At 72.6% G+C, this 21,673-nt stretch carries 20 protein-coding genes and 2 pseudogenes; 3 read left to right on the plus strand and 19 right to left on the minus strand.

Annotation, left to right across the window (positions count from 1 at the left end; translation table 11 throughout):
* Positions 1–90 precede the first annotated feature (90 nt).
* The 18 genes and pseudogenes from ACWD1U_RS24540 to ACWD1U_RS24625 all read right to left on the minus strand — a co-directional run bounded on the left by ACWD1U_RS24540 (position 91) and on the right by ACWD1U_RS24625 (position 18,071).
* Positions 91–756 (minus strand): response regulator, encoded by a 666-nt coding sequence (locus ACWD1U_RS24540; protein ID WP_451110534.1) that lies wholly within the window; start codon positions 754–756, stop codon positions 91–93.
* Complete coding sequence (locus ACWD1U_RS24545; RefSeq protein WP_451110634.1) at positions 753–2,075, minus strand: sensor histidine kinase; 1,323 nt, start codon at positions 2,073–2,075, stop codon at positions 753–755. The genes ACWD1U_RS24540 and ACWD1U_RS24545 overlap by 4 nt, the downstream gene beginning before the upstream one ends.
* Positions 2,076–2,190: 115 nt before the next feature.
* The gene (locus ACWD1U_RS24550; RefSeq protein ID WP_451110535.1) at positions 2,191–2,871 is read right to left on the minus strand and encodes a response regulator; all 681 of its coding nucleotides are present in this window, start codon (positions 2,869–2,871) and stop codon (positions 2,191–2,193) included.
* A complete protein-coding gene (locus ACWD1U_RS24555; RefSeq protein WP_451110537.1) occupies positions 2,868–4,247 on the minus strand; it encodes a sensor histidine kinase in 1,380 nt (459 codons plus the stop codon). Before ACWD1U_RS24555 ends, ACWD1U_RS24550 begins: the two co-directional genes overlap by 4 nt.
* A complete protein-coding gene (locus tag ACWD1U_RS24560) occupies positions 4,240–5,661 on the minus strand; it encodes an acyltransferase family protein (RefSeq protein ID WP_451110539.1) in 1,422 nt (473 codons plus the stop codon). Before ACWD1U_RS24560 ends, ACWD1U_RS24555 begins: the two co-directional genes overlap by 8 nt.
* A complete protein-coding gene (locus ACWD1U_RS24565) occupies positions 5,654–6,658 on the minus strand; it encodes an alpha/beta hydrolase (RefSeq protein ID WP_451110540.1) in 1,005 nt (334 codons plus the stop codon). Before ACWD1U_RS24565 ends, ACWD1U_RS24560 begins: the two co-directional genes overlap by 8 nt.
* Before the next feature lie 189 nt (positions 6,659–6,847).
* The gene (locus ACWD1U_RS24570) at positions 6,848–7,714 is read right to left on the minus strand and encodes an alpha/beta hydrolase (RefSeq protein ID WP_451110542.1); all 867 of its coding nucleotides are present in this window, start codon (positions 7,712–7,714) and stop codon (positions 6,848–6,850) included.
* A gap of 186 nt (positions 7,715–7,900) precedes the next feature.
* On the minus strand, positions 7,901–9,112 hold the full coding sequence (kynU, locus tag ACWD1U_RS24575; RefSeq protein WP_451110544.1) for a kynureninase: 1,212 nt from the start codon (positions 9,110–9,112) through the stop codon (positions 7,901–7,903).
* The gene (locus tag ACWD1U_RS24580; protein ID WP_451110545.1) at positions 9,105–9,935 is read right to left on the minus strand and encodes a tryptophan 2,3-dioxygenase family protein; all 831 of its coding nucleotides are present in this window, start codon (positions 9,933–9,935) and stop codon (positions 9,105–9,107) included. Before ACWD1U_RS24580 ends, kynU begins: the two co-directional genes overlap by 8 nt.
* A gap of 145 nt (positions 9,936–10,080) precedes the next feature.
* A complete protein-coding gene (locus tag ACWD1U_RS24585) occupies positions 10,081–10,494 on the minus strand; it encodes a DUF3151 domain-containing protein (RefSeq protein WP_451110635.1) in 414 nt (137 codons plus the stop codon).
* Between the two features lie 99 nt (positions 10,495–10,593).
* Positions 10,594–10,801: pseudogene (locus ACWD1U_RS24590) on the minus strand (MFS transporter); the annotation flags it as partial.
* Between the two features lie 99 nt (positions 10,802–10,900).
* Positions 10,901–11,923 (minus strand): class II fructose-bisphosphate aldolase, encoded by a 1,023-nt coding sequence (gene fbaA / locus ACWD1U_RS24595; protein WP_451110547.1) that lies wholly within the window; start codon positions 11,921–11,923, stop codon positions 10,901–10,903.
* 137 nt (positions 11,924–12,060) lie between these two features.
* The gene (pyrE, locus tag ACWD1U_RS24600; protein WP_451110549.1) at positions 12,061–12,609 is read right to left on the minus strand and encodes an orotate phosphoribosyltransferase; all 549 of its coding nucleotides are present in this window, start codon (positions 12,607–12,609) and stop codon (positions 12,061–12,063) included.
* Complete coding sequence (locus ACWD1U_RS24605; RefSeq protein WP_451110551.1) at positions 12,606–13,406, minus strand: aldose epimerase family protein; 801 nt, start codon at positions 13,404–13,406, stop codon at positions 12,606–12,608. The genes pyrE and ACWD1U_RS24605 overlap by 4 nt, the downstream gene beginning before the upstream one ends.
* A 94-nt stretch (positions 13,407–13,500) precedes the next feature.
* Positions 13,501–14,376, minus strand: coding sequence for an SRPBCC domain-containing protein (locus tag ACWD1U_RS24610; RefSeq protein WP_451110553.1), 876 nt, complete (start codon positions 14,374–14,376; stop codon positions 13,501–13,503).
* A 486-nt stretch (positions 14,377–14,862) separates the two neighbouring features.
* Positions 14,863–16,521, minus strand: coding sequence for a polyamine aminopropyltransferase (locus ACWD1U_RS24615; RefSeq protein WP_451110554.1), 1,659 nt, complete (start codon positions 16,519–16,521; stop codon positions 14,863–14,865).
* 135 nt (positions 16,522–16,656) lie between these two features.
* The gene (locus ACWD1U_RS24620) at positions 16,657–17,184 is read right to left on the minus strand and encodes a DUF2617 family protein (RefSeq protein WP_451110556.1); all 528 of its coding nucleotides are present in this window, start codon (positions 17,182–17,184) and stop codon (positions 16,657–16,659) included.
* A 611-nt stretch (positions 17,185–17,795) separates the two neighbouring features.
* Positions 17,796–18,071 carry a hypothetical protein gene (locus ACWD1U_RS24625; protein ID WP_451110558.1) on the minus strand — a complete coding sequence of 92 codons (276 nt, stop codon included), beginning with the start codon at positions 18,069–18,071 and terminating at the stop codon, positions 17,796–17,798.
* Between the two features lie 129 nt (positions 18,072–18,200).
* On the opposite strand from ACWD1U_RS24625, the gene ACWD1U_RS24630 reads away from it, so the two are divergent.
* Entirely contained in the window at positions 18,201–19,394 is a 1,194-nt protein-coding gene (locus tag ACWD1U_RS24630; protein ID WP_451110560.1) for a pyridoxal phosphate-dependent aminotransferase, read from the plus strand.
* 528 nt (positions 19,395–19,922) lie between these two features.
* Here the strand turns inward: ACWD1U_RS24630 and ACWD1U_RS24635 are convergent.
* On the minus strand, positions 19,923–20,477 hold the full coding sequence (locus ACWD1U_RS24635) for a Uma2 family endonuclease (RefSeq protein WP_451110562.1): 555 nt from the start codon (positions 20,475–20,477) through the stop codon (positions 19,923–19,925).
* A 173-nt stretch (positions 20,478–20,650) separates the two neighbouring features.
* Between ACWD1U_RS24635 and ACWD1U_RS24640 the strand changes: the two are divergent.
* Positions 20,651–20,929: pseudogene (locus ACWD1U_RS24640) on the plus strand (hypothetical protein); the annotation flags it as partial.
* 161 nt (positions 20,930–21,090) lie between these two features.
* The gene (locus ACWD1U_RS24645) at positions 21,091–21,666 is read left to right on the plus strand and encodes a hypothetical protein (RefSeq protein ID WP_451110563.1); all 576 of its coding nucleotides are present in this window, start codon (positions 21,091–21,093) and stop codon (positions 21,664–21,666) included.
* The last annotated feature ends 7 nt before the right edge of the window (positions 21,667–21,673 follow it).

Raw genomic sequence — 21,673 nt, forward strand, 5'->3', positions numbered from 1 at the left:
ACTGGTGGTGCTGGTGAGGCTGTACGGGGCGGAACCCCGATCACGCCAAGGCGTTCTCCGTCTTCCTGCCTCGCCGCTGTCCCTGGGCGCTCACCCCGGCGTCACCAGCCGCGCCTCGTAGGCGAACACCGCCGCCTGGGTGCGGTCCCTCAGGCCCAGCTTCACCAGGATCCGGCTGACGTGCGTCTTGATCGTCGACTCGGCGACCACCAGCCGCTCGGCGATCTCCGCGTTCGACAGGCCCTGTGCGATGAGGACCAGCACCTCCGTCTCCCGATCGGTGAGATCGCCGTACGCCGCCTGCGCGGAGGGCATCAGGCGCGGCGTCTGGGAGAGCTTCGAGAACTCGGTGATCAGGCGCCTGGTCACCGAAGGCGCCAGGAGCGCCTCCCCGGACGCCACCACCCGGACACCATCGGCGAGCTGGCGGGCCGAGGCGTCCTTGAGGAGGAAGCCGGAGGCACCCGCGCGCAGCGCCTGGTACACGTACTCGTCGAGGTCGAAGGTGGTGAGCACCAGCACCTTCGCCGCGCCGTCGGCGGCGACGATCTCACGGGTCGCCTCGATGCCGTTCAGCTCGGGCATGCGGATGTCCATCAGCACGACGTCCGGGGCGAACTCGCGGACCTTCGCGACGGCATCCCGGCCGTTCACCGCTTCGCCGACGACCTCGATGTCCGGCATCGCGTTCAGCAGGACCGAGAAGCCCTCGCGCACCATCATCTGATCGTCCGCGATCAGGACGCGGATGGTCATGCGTCGCCCTCGTCCGGCAGGGAGACCGGCAGGAACACCGTCACCTCGTAACCTCCGTCGTCCGTGCGGCCCGCCGTCATCTCGCCGTTCAGCATCGACACCCGCTCCCGCATGCCGGTGATGCCGTGCCCGGCACCTGGGGAGGGTTTGATGAGGTTCGGCTCGGGCGGCGGGCCGTTGACTATGCGCAGGCCCAGGCCGCCGAGAACGTACCCGATCTCCACCCGGGCACTCGCGCCCGGGGCGTGCCGCAGGGTGTTGCTCAGCGCCTCCTGCACGATCCGGTACGCCGACAGCTCCACACCCTGCGGCAGCTCGCGCACCGCCCCGGTCACCGCCTTCTCCACGGTGACGCCGGCCTCGCGCACATTGGCCAGCAGCCCGTCCAGGTCGGCGAGCGTGGGCTGCGGGGCGTCCGGGGCCTCGTAGTCCTCGGCGCGGACGACGCCCAGGACGCGGCGCAGCTCGGTCAGGGCCGCCACCGCGTTCTCCCGGATGGTGGCGAACGCCTTCTCCAGCTCCGGCGGCGGGTTCTCCACTCGGTAGGGCGCGGCCTCGGCCTGGATGGCGACGACCGACATGTGGTGGGCGACGACGTCGTGCAGCTCGCGGGCGATCGTGGTGCGCTCCTCCAGCAGGGTGCGGCGGGAGCGCTCGTGCGCGGTGACCGTCTGCTGGGCGGTGACCTCCTGCTCGGCGTGGCGGCGGATGTGCCAGACGGTGACGCAGAGCAGGATCATGGCCGAGAAGACGAGCATGGGGCCGGAGTTGGTGCCGTAGACGTAGGTCGGGCCTATGCCCATGTCCGCGACTATGGCGTACAGCCCCGTCAGTGCCCACATCCACCCGGCCGTGCGCGGCCGGGTGCGTATCGCCACGACCGTCAGCACGGCCAGATGGCAGGCGAAGCTGCCGGCGGCCCACGGCCAGTTGTTCCAGTTGCCGACGAGCAGGGCGACCACCGGGGTGGAAGCCATGGACGCCCAGAACGCTCCGACCGGCCGGATCATGGTCAGCAGGACGGGTATCACCGTCAACGGAACGACCAGGAGCACCATGCCGTCGGTGTCGACGCTGGTGAGGAACAGGGTGAACAGGGCCGCCAGGGCTATCAGAGCGTGCGGCGTCCATGTCGCGTACCCCCGCAGGCGTGCGGGCAGCCGCCGTACGAGCCGCCCTTCCACGCTCCTACGGGGCAGCGGCCGGTAGGCGAACGCGTCGTGGATGAGGTCCTGCCGCAGCCCGCGCAGGGAGTCCACCGCCACCCGGTACTCCGGACTGCGCGGCTTGGTCCCGCCTCCCGGCGGCGTGGTCTGCATGTGAGTCGTCTCGGTCACGTACAGAACGGTAGGCGTACCGGGGGTCTCGGTCGTCCCCAGTGAGAGGGGTTCCCCGGCGTCCCTCTCAGGTACTACGGGGCCCCGTGGCCCGCCCTCAGTACCCCGACGGCCGCACCAGACCCGACTCGTACGCGAACACCGCCGCCTGCGTCCGGTCCCTGAGGCCCAGCTTCACCAAAATCCTGCCGACGTGGGTCTTGACCGTCTGCTCGGCCACGAACAGGTGCCGGGCGATCTCCGCGTTGGACAGGCCCTGCGCGATCAGGGCGAGCACCTCCGTCTCCCGCTCGGTCAGGTCGCCGATGCGTTCCTTGAGCGGGGCGCGGGGCTTGCCCTCGAGCCGGGAGAACTCGGCGATCAGCTTGCGCGTGATGCCCGGGGCGAGCAGCGCGTCCCCGGCCGCGATCACCCGGACCGCCTCGGCGAGCTGCTCCGAGGAGGCGTCCTTCAGCAGGAACCCGGAGGCCCCGGCGCGCAGCGCGTCGTACACGTACTCGTCGAGGTCGAAGGTGGTGAGCACCAGCACCCTCATGTCCGGATGCGCTGCGGTGATGCGCTCGGTGGCCTCGATGCCGCCGATCCCGGGCATGCGGATGTCCATCAGGACGACGTCCGGGGCGAGCTCCGCGGCCTTGGCGATGCCGCCCTCACCGTCCTTCGCGTCGCCGACGACCTCTATGTCGGGCTGGATGCCGAGCAGCACGGTGAAGCCCTGCCGGACCATCGCCTGGTCGTCGACGATGAGAACCCGGATGGGGTTGCCGGTGCCGCTCATGAAGTCCCTCCCTGTGGGGCCGCGGGGTGATGGGTGCCCGGGGCGTCGGCGGGCGGGGTGTCCGGGAGGAAGGCGGTGACCTTGAAGCCGTCCCAGTGCCACGGGTGAGCCGTCATGGTGCCGCCGAGCATCGCGACCCGCTCCCGCATGCCGAGCAGGCCGTGGCCCGCCCCCGTCGACGGTGGCGGGGGCGCGGTCGGGCGGCCGTTGACGATCTCCACTTCCAGACCGTCCGGCTCGTAGGTGAGACGGACCGTGATCCTCGCGCCGGGCGCGTGCCGCAGGGCGTTGCTCAGCGCCTCCTGCACGATGCGGTACGCCGACAGTTCCACGCCCTGCGGCAGCGGACGCGGCTCGCCGTTGATCTCGGTGATGACCTCGCGGCCGACGGCCCGGGTGTTCTCCACCAGCGCGTCGAGCCGGTCGAGCGTGGGCTGCGGGGCGTGCGGAACGGCCTCGTCGCCCGGGCCGGCGGGCGACTCCCCCGGCCCGGGGTCCTCCGAGCGCAGCACGCCCAGCACCCGGCGCAGCTCGGTCAGCGCCTCCAGCGCGTTCTGCCGGATGCCCGCGAGGTTCTCCCTCAGCTCGTCGGGCGGGTTCTCCACGAGGTGCGGGGCGACCTGCGCCTGGATGGAGATGACCGACATGTGGTGGGCGACCACGTCGTGCAGCTCCCTGGCGATGCGGCCGCGCTCCTCCAGGAGGGTGCGCCGGGTGCGCTCCTCGGCGGTGAGCGTGGTCTGCTCGACGAGTTGCGCGCGGGCCTCGCGGCGGCCGCGCAGGGCGGTGCCGAGGACCACGACGACGGCGAACAGGGTGACCGCGAGCACCCCGGTGGGCGAATAGCCGGCCGCGCCCAGCAGCCCTTGGACGACGTAGGTGAGGAGCACGGTCAGCGCGAGCGCCTCGACGGACACCCGGGTCCGCACCCGCAGGGCGAGCAGCAGCAGCACCGCCATGTGTCCGATGATCCCCGCCGACGTCCAGGGCCAGGTGAAGCCGGGGGCGCCACCGGCCAGCAAATGGCGGCGCACCTCGAGGGCGCCCAGCACCATGGCCGCCGTCGAGAGCCACCACGCCGGGATGGGCCGCCACAGCGCGAGCACCATGGCAACGCCCTGCGCCAGCCCGAGCGGGAAGGCGATCTGCGGACCCACCCCGCCGTTGTCGACGAGCTGCCCCACCGCGCCGAGGGTGACACCGAGCGCGGCCAGGCACACCAGCCCGTGCGGCAGCCAGCGCAGCCAGGTGGAGGGCGGCAGCGGGTCCGCCCGGACGGTCCACAGGTCCTGGCGCAGTAGCCACAGCCAGCCCTCGACGCGCGCCCGCAGCGCGCGGCCCACCCCCGTGTCCGTCACGCGGCCCAGCCTAGACATGACGCGCCTTCGCCGCTGTGCCCCGGTCGGGGGGCCGGTGGGCGTGCACCACCCGCGACCGGCGGCTTCGCCCGCCCCCGCCCCGCTCGAAGGAACGGAACGCCGCCCAGCAGACGGCGAGGGCAACGACCAGCACGGGCAGCCACAGCAGCCGGGCCCCGACCCAGCCGAGCGAGTCGGGCGGCGTGTGCAGCCCGGGGAGCCGGCCCGCGAGGAGCCCGGTGGCCGTGGTGGCCATGAGGGCCGTCTGGTGCCAGAGGAAGACGGTCATCGCGGAGAGGTTGACGAGCGCCACGGCGGCCCAGGCGACAGGCCGGCGCATCGCGTGCCGCAACCGCTCGCGCAGCAGCAGGGCGAGCCCGCACTGGGCCAGGCCGAAGGTGACCGCGGCCAGCGTCGGCGGGTCCAGGTTGGACATGCCCTCACCGGGAACGCCGACCATCGACGCCGGGTAGCCCGCCCACGCGACGAGCATGGCGGTCACCGCCGCCCCGCCGCCGAGCAGAACCCAGCCGGCGCGGCGCCGCTCCAGCTCGCCCCGGGTCCAGGCCGCGCCGAGGGTGTAGGGCACCATCCAGCCCGCCGCCACGTTCGCCCAGCCCAGCCAGGACGGACCGCCGAGCCCGAACCGCAGCAGGTCCACGTGCAGGACGACGGCCAGCGGCCAGAGCGGATGGAGCCGGGCCAGCAGCGGGGTCGCCGCCGTCAGGACCGCGAACACCACGAGGAACCACAGCGGGGACAGGGCCAGTTTCACCAGCGTGCGGACCGTCCCGAACTCGGCGCCCGACAGCAGCAGGGCGAGCGCGGCGACCGTCCACAGGCCGAGGACGGCGGCGACCGGCTTGAACAGCCGCGACAGCCGGGCCGTCAGCCAGTGGTGGTACGGGACGCCACGGGCCCGGGCCGAGGCGTGGCTCCGGGTGGCCACATGGCCGCCGACCAGGAAGAACACGGCGAGCGTCTGGAACAGCCAGGAGACGGGCGCCAGCCAGGGCATGTGCTGCAGCGGGCTCGCCGTGCGCAGGGTGCCACTGTCGGAGACCAGGGCCGTGACCAGCCAGTGCCCGAGGACGACCCCGAGGACGGCGGCGGCCCGCAGGGCGTCCACGGCCCGGTCGCGGCCGGGCGGGGTGGCGGCGCCGATGCGGTCGGCGCGGCGGCGCAGACCGCATCGGATGCCACGCAGACCGGGCCCGCGCGCCCCATCGCCGCGCGCCCCATCGCCGCGCCCACCATCGGCACGCACACCATCCGCGCGCCCCGCACCGGCGCGCGGACCGTCGGCGCACGCACCGTCGGCGCACGCATCATCGGCGCGCGCACCGCCACCGCCCACCCCGGTGCCCCGCGCCCCGGTGCCGCCCACACCACCGCCACCCACCCCGGTGTCGCGCACATCGATGTCAGTCATGGGTCACCGCCTTGGTCTCGCCCAGGACGATCCGGGTCAGGTTGGTCAGGGAGGGCGAGCCGGGCCTGAAGTAGTCGCTGTGGCCGCCGTCGCCGGCCGCGAAGACCCGGGCGCCGAAGGCCGGCGAGACGGGGTCGGTGCCGAAGCCGACGGTGGTGCCGAACAGGTCCGCCTCGACGTGCGGGACGTTCTCCACCCAGTCGTCGCCGCCCCGGGCCGCCCAGACGCGGGCGCGGGTGTGCAGGGCGGCCGCGGTGTCCGCGCCGGTGCCGGGGCTGCCGACGAGCGCGATGTCGTCGACGGCGAGCCCGGCCGCGGCCCGCCCGCAGACGACCGAGCCGTACGAGTGGCACAGCAGGGAGATGCGGGGGCCGTCGCCCGTGAGGGAGCGCAGGTCGGCGACGAGCGCGCGCAGCTGCGGGGCTGCCTGCTCCGCTCTGCCGGTCGTGGTGACCGTCGTGCTGACCGTGCCCGGCGTCTCGTAGCCCAGCCAGGCCACCACCGCCGTGCGCGTGTCCGCCGGGGCCTGCCTGACGAGCTGGTCGTGGAGGGCGGCGGCGGCCGCGTGGAACCGGCCGTAGGTGTCGAGGCTCGTGTCGGAGCCGGGGACCAGAACGGCGATACGGTCGGCCCGGGCGAGGTCGCCGAGGACCTCGATCACCCGGCCCGGGCCGCGGCCGTCGAACCCGAGGAGATGCCGGGCCGGTGCGGCCAGCGAACGGTCCGTGGCGGCGCGGTCGCGGTCATGGTGCGCGGCGGCCATGCGGGCCGCCTCGGCGGCGTTGGCGCGGTTGGCCGCGTACGCCTCGTCGAGCGTCGAGGTGCTGAGAGGAGCGAGGGAGGCGGGTGGCGGTGCGGGGATCTCCGGTCGCACCGCCGCCGAAAGAGGGAGAACCACCGCACCCGTGACAAGGGCGGCGAGCGCGGCGCGACGCCACCGCCCGGCGCGACGGCGGTATCTCGATGCGAACCCCACGGACGTCCCCCTCCACTGCACCCGGCCATCGGGTCTGCGTGGAAGGGAAGTTACGCAGGGGGCCGCGTCGTCCGCGTCACACCGGGGAACTCACCTGCGCCGTAGCTCTCAGGTACTACGGGTATGACCGGGGACGGCTCCTACGGGTACGCCGGGGCCGCTCCCACGCGTACGCCGAGGACGCTTCCACCCAGCCCCGAAAAGCGCCGCTCACCAGGCCAGTTGGGCGATCTCCTCGACCACCACCGCGCACGCGTCCGCCGCCGGGTCGATGAGCGGGAAGTGCCCCACGTCCCCCAGCAGCGTCACCCCCACCATCTCCCCGGCCTTCGCCGCCGCCTCCGCGTACGACTCGGCGACCGCCTGCGGCACGTCGAGGTCCGCGCGGCCCTGGACGAGGGTCGTGGCGACTCCGGTGGGCAGCAGCAGTGCCGGGTCCGCGTACGGCTGCCGCTCGGCGAAGTGCTCGTCCCCGCCGAGGAGTTGTTGTGCGGCTCCCCCGCACACGTCCAGCTTGTCGGCGATCGCCAGGTCCGCGATGGGGGCCAGGGCGACCACACCGCGCAGGGCCGCCGCGTTGTCGTTGCGCCAGGGTGAGCCGGCCGGCAGGACGTGCCGGGCCGCGCCCCACAGCGCGAGGTGCCCGCCCGCCGAGTGGCCGGTGAGGACCGTACGGCGCGGGTCGGCCTGCGGCAGCAACTCCCGTACCAGTGCCGGGAGGGCGTCCAGCGCGGCGGCGATGTCGTCGAAGGTGTCGGGCCAGCGGCCCGCGACGGCGTCGTCGTCACCGCCGCGCCGGTACTCGACGGAGGCCACGGCGAACCCGTGGCGGGCCAGGAAGCCGGCGAAGGGGCTGATGTGCCGCCGGTCGTGGGGCGCCCGCCAGGCACCGCCGTGCAGCACGACGACGACCGGGGCGGGCCCGCCCGGACCGCCCTGCCCGCGCGGGGCGAAGAAGTCGATCACCTGGTCGGGGTGGTCGCCGTAGGCCGCGGTGGCGTCGGGGTCGACGGGCGCGTGGGAGAAGGCCGACTTCTCCTCGGCAGCGGCCCGTGCTGCTGCGACGTCGTCCGTCATGCTCCAACCTTCCAGCGATGAACCGTACGCGGCCTACCAGTTGAGGGTTCAGCCGTTGGCCGGGACGGTATCAGGCGCGTGACATGCGGGGACACGGGGATGTCACGCTCGGTGAAGCCCGAAGGGCTCTGCCGTTCCGGCACGACGGGGCCGGGTCCGGGCAGCGGATCCCGGCCCCGTCGGCGCTCACGCCAGCGTCCCGGCCAGGACGCGCGCCGCCCGCTCCACGTCGGCGAAGCCCACGTACAGCGGACTGAAGCCGAAGCGCAGCACGTCCGGCTCCCGGAAGTCGCCGACCACGCCCTGCTCGATCAGCCGTTTCATCACGTCACCGGCGTCGTCGCAGCGCAAGGCGATCTGGCTGCCCCGCTCCGCGTGCGCCACCGGCGTCAGGCACTCGACCCTGCCGTCCGGAACGTACTCCGCGACGCACTCCAGGAAGAAGTCCGTCAGCGCGAGGGACTTGGCCCGCACGGCCTCCACCGATACCCCGTCCCACACCTCCAGGGCCGCCTCCAGGGCGAGCATGGAGAGGATGTCCGGCGTGCCGACCCGGCCGCGCAGGGCACCGGGGGCCGGTGCGTAGCGGGTCCGCATCCCGAACGGCTCGGCGTGCGAGTTCCAGCCGGGCAGCGGCGAGTCGAAACGGTCCTGCAACTCGCCGCGCACGTACAGGTACGCCGGTGAACCCGGCCCGCCGTTCAGATACTTGTAGGTGCAGCCGACCGCCAGATCCACTCCGTGCCGGTCCAGTTCCACGGGCAGCGCGCCCGCGCTGTGGCACAGATCCCAGACCACGTACGCCCCGGCCTCGTGCACGGCGGCCGTCAGCGCCGGCAGATCGTGCAGCCGGCCGGTGCGGTAGTCGACGTGGTTGAGGAGGACGGCGGCGGTGCGGTCGCCCAGCGCGCCCGGCACCTGAGCCGGGGTCACGGGACGCAGCGTGCGGCCGGTCATCCGGGTCGCGGACTCGGCGATGTACCCGTCGGTCGGGAAGGTCGTCGCGTCGACGAGCAGCTCGTCACGCCCCTCCCCGGCCATCCGCACCGCGCCTACGAGTGCTTTGAAAACGTTGATACTTGTCGAGTCGCCGACCACGACCTGGCCGGGCGCCGCCCCGACCAGCGGAGCGATCCGGTCACCGATCCGCTCGGGCGCCGTCCACCAGCCGCTCTCCTCCCAGGACCGGATGCGCAGCTCGCCCCACTGGCGGCGTACGACGTCCTCGACCCGCCCGGGTACGACGGCCGGCAGCGCGCCGAGGGAGTTCCCGTCAAGGTAGACCCCCGCGGCGTCAGCCGCCCGATCGGACGCGGTGTCGAGGACGAACTCGGTCCGCTTGCCGCGCAGCTCGTCGGCGGCGTCCAGCTTCTCCGCCCGCGCCATCAGCTCAGACATACGACCGCGCCGTCCACAGCTCGGGGAAGACGTTCTTCTGCGCGCGCTTCTCCAGCCAGGCCACCCCGGCGGAACCGCCCGTGCCGGTCTTGGCACCCATGGCGCGACGGGTGGCGACCAGATGGTCGTTGCGCCAGCGCCACACCAGCTCGGCCACATCGCTGAGCGCCTCGCCCAGCCGGGCGATCTCGTGCAGCTCGTCCCCCGAGTAGACGGCCGTCCAGGCGGCCTCCACCTCCGGCGACGCCTCGTAGCGCTGCGACACGTCGCGCCCCAGCACCGCCTCCGGGATGTCGTACCCGCGCCGCGCGAGCAGCCGCACGACCTCGTCGTACAGGCTCGGCTCGTGCAGCGCCTTCTCCAGCTCGGCGTGCACGCGCGGCGCGCCCCGGTGCGGGACGAGCATGGACGCGGACTTGTCGCCGAGCAGGAACTCCATCCGCCGGTACATCGCCGACTGGAAGCCGGAGCCCTCACCGAGGGCGCCGCGGTACGAGTTGAACTGGGCCGGCGTGAGCTGGGCCAGGGGCTTCCAGGAGGCGTTGAGTGCCTCCAGTTCCCGTACCGACCTCTTGAGCGCGGCGGTGGCGGTGGGCACGTCGTCGCTCCTCAGCGCGCGTGCCGCCGTCTCCCACTCGTGGACGATGACGGTGAACCACAGCTCCATCACCTGGGTCGTCACCAGGAAGACCATTTCTCCGGGGTCGTCGGAGAGGGTGTGCTGGAGGTGGGTGAGCACGTCCGCCTTGACGTAGTCCTCGTACGGCGTGGTGCCTTGGAAGTCGAGATGCGGGGTCTCGGGCTCGTGAGCCTCGTGGGACATCGCTGTCTCCTGCAGATTACTCCGGGTAGCGGTCCGCCCCTGCCGATGCCGGCACGGGGGCCCCGGTCCCCACGGGCATACTCCGCAATCGTCCCCCGAAACCGCAAGGCCCGCCTCCTGGGACGGGCCTCGCGGATACGGACCGTCAGCCCAGGACCTGCGCCGCCGTCGGCGACGAGTCCTTCAGGAACTGCGAGCAGCGCTCGTACTCCTCCTGCTCGCCGATCGCCTGCGCGGCACGGGCGAGGGCGTGCAGGGCTCGCAGGAAGCCGCGGTTCGGCTCGTGCTCCCACGGCACCGGACCGTGGCCCTTCCAGCCGTTGCGGCGCAGCGCGTCCAGCCCGCGGTGGTAGCCCGTGCGGGCGTACGCGTACGACTCCACGGCCGCGCCCCGCTCGAAGGCGTCGTCGGCGAGCTGCGCCCAGGCGAGCGAGGAGGTGGGGTGCGCGGCGGCGACCTCGACGGGCGCGGCCCCCGACGCGAGCATTTCCCGCGGCCCGGGATCATCGGGCAGATGGGTCGGGGGCGGACCCCCGAGAAGGTTCTCGTGAATGGACATGCCCCAAGTCTGCGCCATCAGGACCCCTGCGGCGCAGCGGGTGGGGTGGGTGCGCGACCCGGTCCGCGTGGGATGCCGCCCACGACAACCTCCTGTGCACCGGCTCCCCTCCAGCGGCGGTGCCGTCGCACCCCCGTGCGTCAGGCACTCCGGCCGCTCGCAGCCCGGCGGCGGCCTCCACACCACCGCGGCCGCACCCACGACCAACGCCCCCGCGCACCACCCCGTCGGCCGGCCACGGCAGCGCCGCCACCGCCACCAGCCCCGCCCGGACCGCCGCGTTGTTGATCCCGCAGGCCAGGCCCGCCGGGCCAAGCGGCGCCGGCCGGCCATCGGGCATGCGGAGAGCATGCGGAAGAGCCCGGCACCTTCAGGAGGTACCGGGCTCCACGCGAGCGAACCGGGCCTACTTGATCTTCGTGCCGGTCGAGCGGAGGTGGCCGCAGGCCTCGACGACGCGCTGGGACATGGAGGCCTCGGCCAGCTTGCCCCAGGTGCGCGGGTCGTAGGTCTTCTTGTTGCCGACCTCGCCGTCGACCTTCAGGACACCGTCGTAGTTGCGGAACATGTGGTCCGCGACCGGGCGCGTGAAGGCGTACTGCGTGTCCGTGTCGATGTTCATCTTGACCACGCCGTTCTCCAGCGCGGTCCGGATCTCCTCCTCCGAGGAGCCCGAGCCGCCGTGGAAGACGAAGTCGAACGGAGAGGCCTTGCCGTACTTGGCGGCGACGCCCTCGTTCAGCTCCTTCAGCAGCTCCGGACGCAGGACGACGTTGCCCGGCTTGTACACGCCGTGCACGTTGCCGAAGGACGCGGCGAGCAGGTAGCGGCCCTTCTCACCCAGGCCGAGGGCCTCGGCGGTGCGGATCGCGTCGTCGACCGTGGTGTAGAGGGAGTCGTTGATCTCGTGGGAGACGCCGTCCTCCTCGCCACCGGTGGGGGTGATCTCCACCTCGAGGATGATCTTCGCGGCGCGGGCCTGCTCCAGCAGCTCCTGCGCGATGGAGAGGTTGTCGGCGAGGGTCTCGGCGGAGCCGTCCCACATGTGCGACTGGAAGAGCGGGGCCAGACCGGCGTCCACGCGCTTCTTGGAGAGCGCGAGCAGCGGACGTACGTACCCGTCGAGCTTGTCCTTGGGGCAGTGGTCCGTGTGCAGCGCGATGTTCACCGGGTACTTCTCGGCGACGATGTGCGCGAACTCGGCCAGGGCGACCGCGCCGGTCACCATGTCCTTGCTGTACTGACCGCCCAGGAACTCGGCGCCACCCGTGGAGATCTGGACGATGCCGTCGCTCTCCGCCTCAGCGAAACCGCGCAGGGCCGCGTGCAGGGTCTGGGTGGAGGTCACGTTGATGGCCGGGTAGGCGAACTTTCCTGCCTTCGCCCGGTCCAGCATCTCGTTGTAGACCTCGGGAGTTGCGATGGGCATGCGTCCGCTCCTTGTATCTGCGGGTTGACGTACTGCTGTGTCTAACGGCCCTGACCTAGACCTTGGGGTGCGACGTCATCGTCGGCCCCATCTTTCCAGACTTGGCCGGAAGGTCCAGGCCACCGTCCACGCCCTGGTCAGTCGAGGCCCAGCTCGTCCTTGGAGAAGGCGAAGAGGTACGGCACCCCGGCCCCCTCCTGGATCTTCTCGGCGGCGCCGGTCGCCCGGTCGACGATGGTCGCGACGGCGACGACCTCGGCTCCGGCCTCGCGCACGGCCTCGACGGCGGTGAGCGGGGAGCCGCCGGTGGTGGAGGTGTCCTCGACGACCAGCACACGGCGGCCGGCGATGTCCGGGCCCTCCACGCGCCGCTGCAGCCCGTGCGCCTTGGCGGCCTTGCGCACGACGAAGGCGTCCAGGCGCTTGCCGCGGGCGGCGGCCGCGTGCAGCATGGCGGCGGCGACCGGGTCGGCGCCCATGGTGAGGCCGCCGACCGCGTCGAACTCCAGCTCCGCGGTCAGATCGAGCAGCACCTGCCCGACGAGCGGGGCGGCCTCGCCGTCGAGGGTGACGCGGCGGAGGTCGACGTAGTAGTCGGCCTCGATGCCCGACGACAGGGTCACCTTGCCGTGCACCACGGCCTTGTCCTTGATCTGCTGCAGCAGCGCGCCGCGTGTGTCCGTCATGGCGCCCAGCTTAGGGGTCGCCAACTCCAGGTGGTGGTGGCCTCCAGCGGCTCCAGGGGCGTGACCAGGCGCGGCAGGGTGTTGAGCCCGTTGGGCGGGCCGGTCTGCGGCTCCACGCACACGGCCGCCTCCTGCTCGTCGTAGACGACGACCCACTTCTCCCGGCTGGCCAGCTTCAGCTCCAGCTGCCCCGGCCAGGTCAGCGTCACGTCGACGCCGTCGGGCATCCCGAAGCAGTCGTCCCAGGGGCCGGGCTTCGGCTCGACGCGGTTGCCGGTGGGCAGGTGATCGTCGCCGCGCTCCTCCTGCCAGGCGGGGGCGAAGTCGAGGCGCACGTCCTCGCCGCCGAGGTTCCGGTTGAACCAGGGGTGCCAGCCGATCTGCGCCGGGAAGGACGACTCGTACGTCTCCACGGACATGGTCAGCGTCAGGGTGTCCTCGGCGAGCGCGACGACCTGGGTGACGCGGCCCGGGTGCGGCCAGGGGGCGTCGAGCTCGAAGGTGAGGACGGCCTCGTCCGTGCTCGTACGGGCGGTGCGCCAGGCACCGTCGCGGGCCGTGCCGTGGATGGCGTGGGGCGGGGCGTCGAGGGGCATCTGCCGCACGACGGCGCCGTCGAGGAACCGCCCGTCGCGGATCCGCCCGCACCACGGCACCATCGGGAAGCAGCCGAACCGCTCGCCCTGCCGCAGCAGCTCCACGCCGCCGATCCGCAGCCCTCCGACCCGGCCGCCGTTCCCCGGCTGCACGGTCACCTCCGCGTCACCCGCGGTCAGCGTGATCTCTTCCTCACTCACGGGACGACCCTACTGGGGTGATCAAGGGCGGCTCGCGGGTCGCCTTCGGAGGTGTCCGCGCGGGGCGGACACGGCGGGTACGGCCGGTCGTGGCTCAGCGCCGTCTGCGCAGGGCCCGGACGGCGACGACGGCCGAGGCCACCGCCAGGGCCGCAGCGGGGGCCGCCCAGCGCAGGGAGCCCGGCGCAGTCACGGTCTGCGGGGCGGGCACGGGGGCGTACCGGCCACGCGGCGGGGCGTGGTCCACCTCCTCGGCACTGCGCCCGATCATGGTCCGCCGCGCATGAGCCGCCTCGGCGATGTCCTCCTCGTCGTCTTCCTCCGAGGGTGCCGGGGGTTCGAGAGCGGAGGGCGGGACGCCGGCCCCGAACGCGGCTCGGGGCTCCTCGGTGAGGCCGGGCCCGGTCGTGTCGTCGCCGGACGCGGGAGGCGGTGTCCGCTCGTCGGGTCCCGGCGGAGGCGGCGTGTCGTCCGTGTCGGGGGTCGTCTCGTGGTCCGAAGTGGCCCGGGGTCCGAAGTCCTGCGTCGCGGGGGGCGTCGTGGTCTCGGGGGCCGCCTCGGCCAGGTGCTCCGCGAAACGGGTCAGGAGCCGGGTGACGGCACCCTCCACCGCGTCCGCCGGGAGGTCCGTGATCCGCCCCTCCGCGGAGGCCGTGCCGTCGAACACGACGGTGCAGCCCTCCTCCGCCTCCCGCAGGGCGATCCGCAGCGCGAGCGTGACCGAGCCGCTGCCGCGCGACTCCTCGGCCTCGCCCTCGACCGCGTAGGAGTCGTCGTCCCGCCGGGACAGTCGTACGGCACCGCGATAGGTGACGGAATGACTGCCGACCCGGATCTTCAGCCGCCCGGTGACGGGCTCGGCGCCCGCGTCCTGCTGGAGCCCGGGAACCGCCCGGGCGACCCGCGCCGGGTCGTCCAGCACCTCCCTGAGCCGCTCGGCCGACACCGGAACGAACACCTCGTGCTCCATGTCGACGGACTCTACCGCTCCTGCCGGTGTTGACCAGTGCCGGCCGACGCGCGGTCGCCGGGACCTGTCCGGTGACCGCGCGAACGGTCTCCGCTCCGCCCTCCGCGCGTCCTCCGCCCCCACCCGGCCCAGTTGCACGCGTTTGCCGGATCCGCCCGCTGACGGTGACCGAGGTGCCGGCCCGATCGCGGTGCGGGCCACGGCACACGCAGCACCTCTCGTCCATCGCCGTCGGCCGCGGCCGGTCACCGACCCGGGCCCCGACGGCGCGGCCACGGTGAACGGAGCAGCCGGCACCCGCGGTGCCCGCTTCTTCCCGCGCCGGCGTGCACCGGTCGGCCCCTCCCGGGTCACCACGAACTCTGCTGCCACCACCGATCACGCGTTCCAGGCTTCCGCGGACCCGGGAACCCAGTTTCGATCACTCGCACGAGGGACATCAGAGCCTCACGCGACCGACGGCCCGAGGAACCGATGCGGATGTTCTCAGTCTGCGAAGCGCGGGTGCACCAGCGTGGACGGGGGGAGATTCGGGACGCAGGTGCGGGCCAGGGCGTCGGCGTCCGCCGCCAAGGACGTGTCGGTGAGGGTCCTCGGGCGCGGGCCGTCGGGAAGGCGCAGACCCGGGGTCGTACGGGCGGCCAGGACGAACCCCCAGTCACGCGGGGCCCGGGAGCGGTCGGCGGGCGGGCGGTCGGGGCCGGCGGCCTGACCGGCGACGCGGCCGCGCGTGCCGTACGGGGCGGTGCGGAAGCCCGCCGCGCGCAGCGTCGCCTCCACCGTCCAGTACACCCGGGGGCTGGCGGCGACCGGCCCGGCGTGCACCACGAGCCGGCCGCCGGGGGCCAGTACGCGCCGCGCGAGGCCGTAGAACTCCTGCGAGTACAGCTTCGTACTGGCCGTGATGCCCGGGTCCGGCAGGTCGGAGACGACCACGTCGTACGTCGCCGGAGGCGCTCCGCGCAGCCGGCCGAAGGCGTCCTCGATCGTCACGTGCACGCGCGGGTCGCCGAACGCGTAGCGGTTCAGCGCGGACAGGCCCGGGTCGGTGCGGGCCAGCCGGACCACCTCCGCGTCGAGTTCGACGACGTCGACCCGGTCCACCCCCCGGTGGCGCAGCACCTCACGGACGGCCAGGCCGTCCCCGCCGCCGAGGATGAGCACGCGCGCGTGCGGCCCGGTCATGGCCGGGTGGACCAGCGCCTCGTGGTAGCGCCGCTCGTCCTGTCCGCCGACCCGCAGCCGGCCGTCGAGGTACAGGTCCAGGGGCCGCCCCCGCGTGCCCCCGGTGAGGACCACCTCCTGCACCCCGCTCCGGAGCGCCACGCGTACGTCATCGCCGTACACGGCCTGCCGTGCGGCCCGTTCGAAGTCGTCGACGAGGACGGCGGCCGAGGCGAGGATCGCGAGGACGGCGGCGTTGACGAGCAGCAGCAGCCACCGGGCGCGCCGGCTCAGGTCCCGGCGGAACAGCCCGAGCACGAGCGCACAGCCGACGACCGCGTTGACCGCACCGGTGATCAGCGCGCCGGTCAAGTGCCCGAGGAACGGCAGCAGAAGGAAGGGAAAGGCCAGGCCGCCGACGAGCGCGCCGACGTAGTCGGCGGCGAAGAGGTCGGCCACCGCACCGCCCGCGTCCTGGCGGCGGATCCGCTGGATCAGCTCCATCAGCAGCGGGACTTCGGCGCCGATGAGCAGTCCGGTGGCGAGAGAGAAGGCGACCAGGAGGCCGCGCGGTCCGTTGGCCCACATCCCGCCCCAGTCGCCGGTCCAGGCGAACACGGCGTACAGGGCCATGGCGCTGCACCCGCCGACGAGCGCGAGGGCCGCCTCGACGGCACCGAAGCCGGCCGCGGCGAGCCCGCGCAGCCGCTTCGCGGCGAGCGAGCCGATGCCCATCGCGAAGACCATGACGGACAGCACGACCGACGCCTGGGTGACGGAGTCGCCCATCAAGTACGAAGCGAGGGCGACGAGTTCCAGTTCGTACACGAGTCCGCAGGCCGCACAGACGAACACGCCCGCGAAGACGAGGAACCGTCCGGTGCCGGGCCGGACGGGCAGCCGCGCCGGGCCGGCTGCGCCGCCCGAGTCACACCAGGGCGGCGGGGAACCGGGCGGGGCGGGCGCGTGCGGCTCGATCACGCTGCGACGTTACGTCACGCCCCGACCGCGGTTCGTCACCCACACGTGTGGTGCTCGTTGTACCGCGGCCGCACGCCGGTACGAGATCCGGTTCGCGGCATACGGTTCGGCCGGCCGGGCCGCAGTCGGCCGGAGTCAGATGACGGGGACCGCCGCCCGGTTTCGCACCCCCACCTTCGTATGCGTCGCCACCAGTTGCCCGTCCTGCGGGTACGCGTGCCAGGTCCACCAGTGCACCTGCCCCTCGTGGTGCTGGGCGAGCAGGGCCGTGAAGGCGTGCGGGCTGCCGGGGAAGACGCCGGCGAGGCCGTGCGGATGGTCGGATACGAGGGCCAGCAACTCCTGGGCCCGGCGCGCGAAGGAGCCGGGTGAGAGGACCTCGACCCGGGCGGCGAACTCGTACTCCCAGTCGCCCACCCGCTTGGTGACGCCGAGCGGAAGCGGAGTGCTGCTGCCCGGAATGCACGCCACCGTCTCCGAGCGGATGCCCCGCTCTTCCTCCAGCAGGACCTGGTGGGACGCGCCGAGTAGTCGCAACTGCAGTTTGACGCCTGTCAGTTCGAGGTCGAGCGTGGCCAGCGCGGGAAGCGGCTCGCGCCCCAGGGCCCAGGCGAGGTCGGCCGCACGCGTGTCGGTGTAGGAGGTGTTCAGGGTCGTGAGCATGGATCGGCTCCGCAAGCACACAAAGAGAGCGAGGAGAGGAAGGTGGGTCCGCTGTGCCCCGGCCGCACTGGGGGATGTCGGCCCGGGTCAGCCCAGTCGGCCGGTTTCAGATAGGTGTCCGCAGGACGTCCGAGGGGGCTGCGTCGGTGATGGAGAGGGAATCATGAACTGTGGCGCCGCCACAGCGTTTTTACCCAAGTTCGTAGGGTTTCCATCCCTCAGAGGGCTCCCCAGCTCAACTGTTCAACTACGGCGTGCGCCGGTGCCGGGGGGCGTGCGCCGGTCCACCGTGGGGTGTGCGTGCGGCCGGGACGGGCGGGCACCCGGGTTTTCCGGCGGCCGCCGAAGTGATCGGTTGACGGGCGCAGTTGCCGCAGTCATGCCTCGGCCCGCCGCCCCCGCGCCACTTTGTCCTACAGGCATCAGAGGCTGCCCGAGCCCGGCCGAAGCGGCCGGACAGGGGTTCGGCGCATCCTCCGCGTGTGAACGCCGAGGAGGTGTGCCCTTCTTGACAGGTGAACTCCGGACACAAGCACGCGGGGCCCGCCCCAGGTGCGGACCCCGCGTTCGGTGACTGCGGCTTCCCCGTCGGAAGAACCGGCCGACGTCAGTCAGCTGCCTCCGCCGCCGCAGCCACCGCCACCACCCCCGCCGCAGGACGAGCCCCCGCCGCAGGAGTGCCCCCCGTGGTGTCCGCCGCCGGACGAGCCGGAGTCTCCCCCACCGGCCCACCAGCTGCTGCCGCTGTCGTGGCGCGATCCCGTGGACGCCCACGCCCCGCGACGCGCCGTCCCCACGGAACGGCCGGAACCGCCCCTGCGTGCGAGGGACACCAGCGCCCCGACGAAGAGGACTCCGATCACCGCCAGGATGATGCCGACGATCATGGCGTCACCCCTCCTTCCGTTTCCCCCGAAGCGGCCCCCCGTGGGCGCCTCGCTCTTGCGTGACCGGGAGATGCCCGCCCGCCGCGCGGCCCAAAGCAGAGTTGAGGAACTCCAGAGCTTCGGCGCAGGATGACCGCCATGACCTCCAGCGCGCGCCCCTTCCTCAACCGCCGGCTCGCCGAGTTCGGGACGACGATCTTCGCCGAGATGTCCGCCCTGGCGCTGAGCACCGGCGCCATCAACCTCGGGCAGGGCTTCCCCGACACCGACGGCCCCGAGGAGATCAGGGAGGCGGCCGTGCGGGCGCTGCGCGACGGCCGCGGCAACCAGTACCCGCCGGGCCCCGGCGTCCCCGAGCTGCGCACCGCGATCGCCGCTCACCAGCAGCGCCGCTACGGCCTGACCTACGACCCCGACACGGAGGTCCTGGTCACCGCCGGGGCCACCGAGGCCATCGCCGCCTCCCTGCTGGCCCTGCTGGAGCCCGGCGACGAGGTGGTGGCCCTCGAGCCGTACTACGACTCGTACGCGGCGTGCGTCGCGATGGCGGGCGGGCGCCGGGTGCCGGTCACGCTCCGCCCGCATGACGGCGGCTTCCGTCTGGACCTCGACGAACTGCGCGACGCCGTCACCGACCGCACCCGCCTGCTGCTGATCAACACCCCGCACAACCCGACCGGCACGGTCCTCACCCGCGCGGAGCTGGCCGCGATCGCCGAGATCGCGGTGGAGCGGGACCTGCTCGTGGTGACGGACGAGGTGTACGAGCACCTGGTCTTCGACCGAGCCGAGCACGTGCCGCTGGCGACGTTCCCGGGGATGCGCGAGCGTACGGTCACCATCTCCAGCAGCGGCAAGACGTTCTCGTTCACCGGATGGAAGGTCGGCTGGGTGACGGCCCCGCCCGCGCTCGTCTCGGCCGTGCGCTCGGCAAAGCAATACCTGACGTATGTGGCCTCCGGGCCGTTCCAGTACGCCGTCGCCGAGGCCCTGAACCTGCCCGACTCGTACTTCGCGGACTTCCGCGCGGACATGCTGGCCAAGCGAGACCTGCTCGCGGGCGGCCTGGAGCGGGCGGGCTTCAAGGTGTTCCGCCCGGCCGGCACGTACTTCATCACCACCGACATCCGGCCCCTCGGTGAGAGCGACGGTTTCGCCTTCTGCCGGGCCCTGCCCGAACGCTGCGGCGTGGTGGCGATCCCGAACGCCGTCTTCTATGACCACCGCGAGCAGGGCGCGCCCTTCGTGCGGTTCGCCTTCTGCAAGCGTAAAGATGTGTTGCAAGCAGCAGCAGATCGACTGCTCAAGCTGCGGAAAGACTGAACTTCAAACGCGTCACACTGTCTCGGCATGCGAGTACACGTACTCCCGCGCGATGGGGATCAGGGGTCTCCTGTAACGACCCCCTGCGCTCCTCCTCGGTGAGCATCCTCGGGGCTCCCGTCCACGCGTAAGGGAACCCGCTCCGGGGTGACCGGCGTCCGGCCTGCACCGACCTTCGGACAGACGTGCCGCTCTTGATCATGCTCAGGCTGCCGCACCGTCCCAGTGACTCGACGGCGGGCAACCGATGCAGGCCGGGTTCTCGAGAATCTGGTAGATGTGCGTCGCGCACCACATACCGCCGGGGCTCGTAATGCCAGCCGCGTTGAGCCTGTCGGCGACGACGGGCCCCGTGGCACCCTCGTCGCACAATGGCACCTTCGGCTGCCAGCCAGCACCCCTGGTCCGGCACGACGAGGGCACGCACCGAACACCGCGGGCACCGCACATCCACCGCCGGCATCGCGCCGTGGAGCACGACTGCCCCGAGCCGCCACGCACCCGCGCCGCCGCACCGGGAGCCCTTCGTCAGCGGGCGTCTGCCTCGGGCTCCGGGCGCGGGAGTTCGTCGAGGTCGAGGGTGAAGGTACGGCCGTCGGCCAGGGGGATGGGGAGCTTGCCCGTGCCGTACTTGTGGGTGTGTGCCGCGATGTAACCGGTGCCGGTCGGCTGGGTGTGGAGGACGACTTCCTGGGCGTACGGGTCGACGACCAGGTAGATCGGGATGCCGTAGCGGCCGTACTTCGCGGTGCAGTCGTCGTAGTCCTTGCGTGCGGAAGAGGTCGAGACGACCTCGGAGATCAGCAGGACGTCCTCGAAGCTGTAGCGCTTGCCTTCCTTGCGTGCGTCCTCGCGCAGGATCGCGAGGTCGGGGGCGGAGTTCTCGTCGGCGGGGAAGTCGATGTAGACGTCGGAGGTGACCTTCGCGTGACGGCCGAGGGCGAGAGCGGAGTCGATCTGCATCGACCTGATGGTGCTGGAGTGCTCTTCGCTCTGTGGGGTCATGATCACCTTTCCGTCGGCCCCGAACAGGACCGTGTACCCCTTGGGGAACTCGGTGTGCACGATCGCGTCGACGCTCATGGACGGCTCCTTCCCGTGTGTGGTCAGGATACGACGGACAGTGTCGCCTCACCGAGCCCGGCGGTACTGCCGGGGGACCGGTCCGGACGGCTTGTGCGGCCGGCTCACCGACGATGCCGCATACCCGCAGCCGGGCCTGTCGCACCGCCGACGAAGAAGTAGGCCAACGAGGTGTCGCCTGGGTGACCGGCACCCCGGAACTCGTGACCGCCGTCCGGCCGGCCAAGCAGCACCTGACCTACGTCAGCGCGGTCCCCTTCCAGTACGCGATCGCCGAGGCGCTGCGCCTGCCGGACGCAAACTTCGACGGCTTCACAAGAGGGACGACGTCCTCCACGAGGCCGCCGTTCGATTGCGGCGCCTGGCTTCGTGACATCACCTTCCCCTGCCGGCACGACCCGCTCGCCGTGCGCCTGGCCGACGCGGGCTTCGAGGTCCACCGCCCCGGGGGACGTACTTCATGGTGTCGCCGGCGGCCGTGACGTGGCGCCCCGCCCGAAGCGCGCCCGCATGATCGGGTAACAGGTTCTTCAAAGGTTCTTCATCACCTCCGGCCTACGGTCGGGCTGCCCGCCGCGCCCGCGGTCGGGCCCGACAGGAGGCGGGAGAACCGATGAGGACGAACCGGGTGCTGATGGCCGTGGTGACGGCGTCGGTCATGGCGATCACCTTGGCCGGCTGCGGCGGCGAGGGCGACGCTCCGAAGGTCCCGACGGCCGGCGACAACGCGTCCGCGACGTCCGGCGAGACGGCCGCCCCGGGCGGTGGCGACGACGTGTCCGCGTACGTGAACGCCCAGCGCGAGTGGGTGAAGTGCCTGCGGGAGAACGGGGTCGACGCCCCCGACCCGGACGCCAAGGGGCAGGTCGACTTCGGCGACAACGCGGCGCTGAAGAAGGACACGAAGTTCCTGAACGCCTCCGAGAAGTGCGCCTCGCTCGTGGCCGCCGTCCCCGAGAGCCTCGAGAACGCCAACCAGCCCGAGCTCACCCCCGAGCAGGTCAAGGTCAAGCGCGACTACGCCGACTGCATGCAGAAGAACGGCGCCCCCGACTTCCCCGATCCCGGCCCCGACGGGACCGCGCAGGGCACCGAGTGGGACCAGACGTCGGCGGGAGCCAAGCGTGCCACCCGTGTCTGCGCTCCGATCATCGGCGACCCGGTGGACCAGCCCACGGGCAAGGGCTGACGATGAC

It is taken from the genome of Streptomyces sp. NPDC002788, from assembly GCF_053592115.1.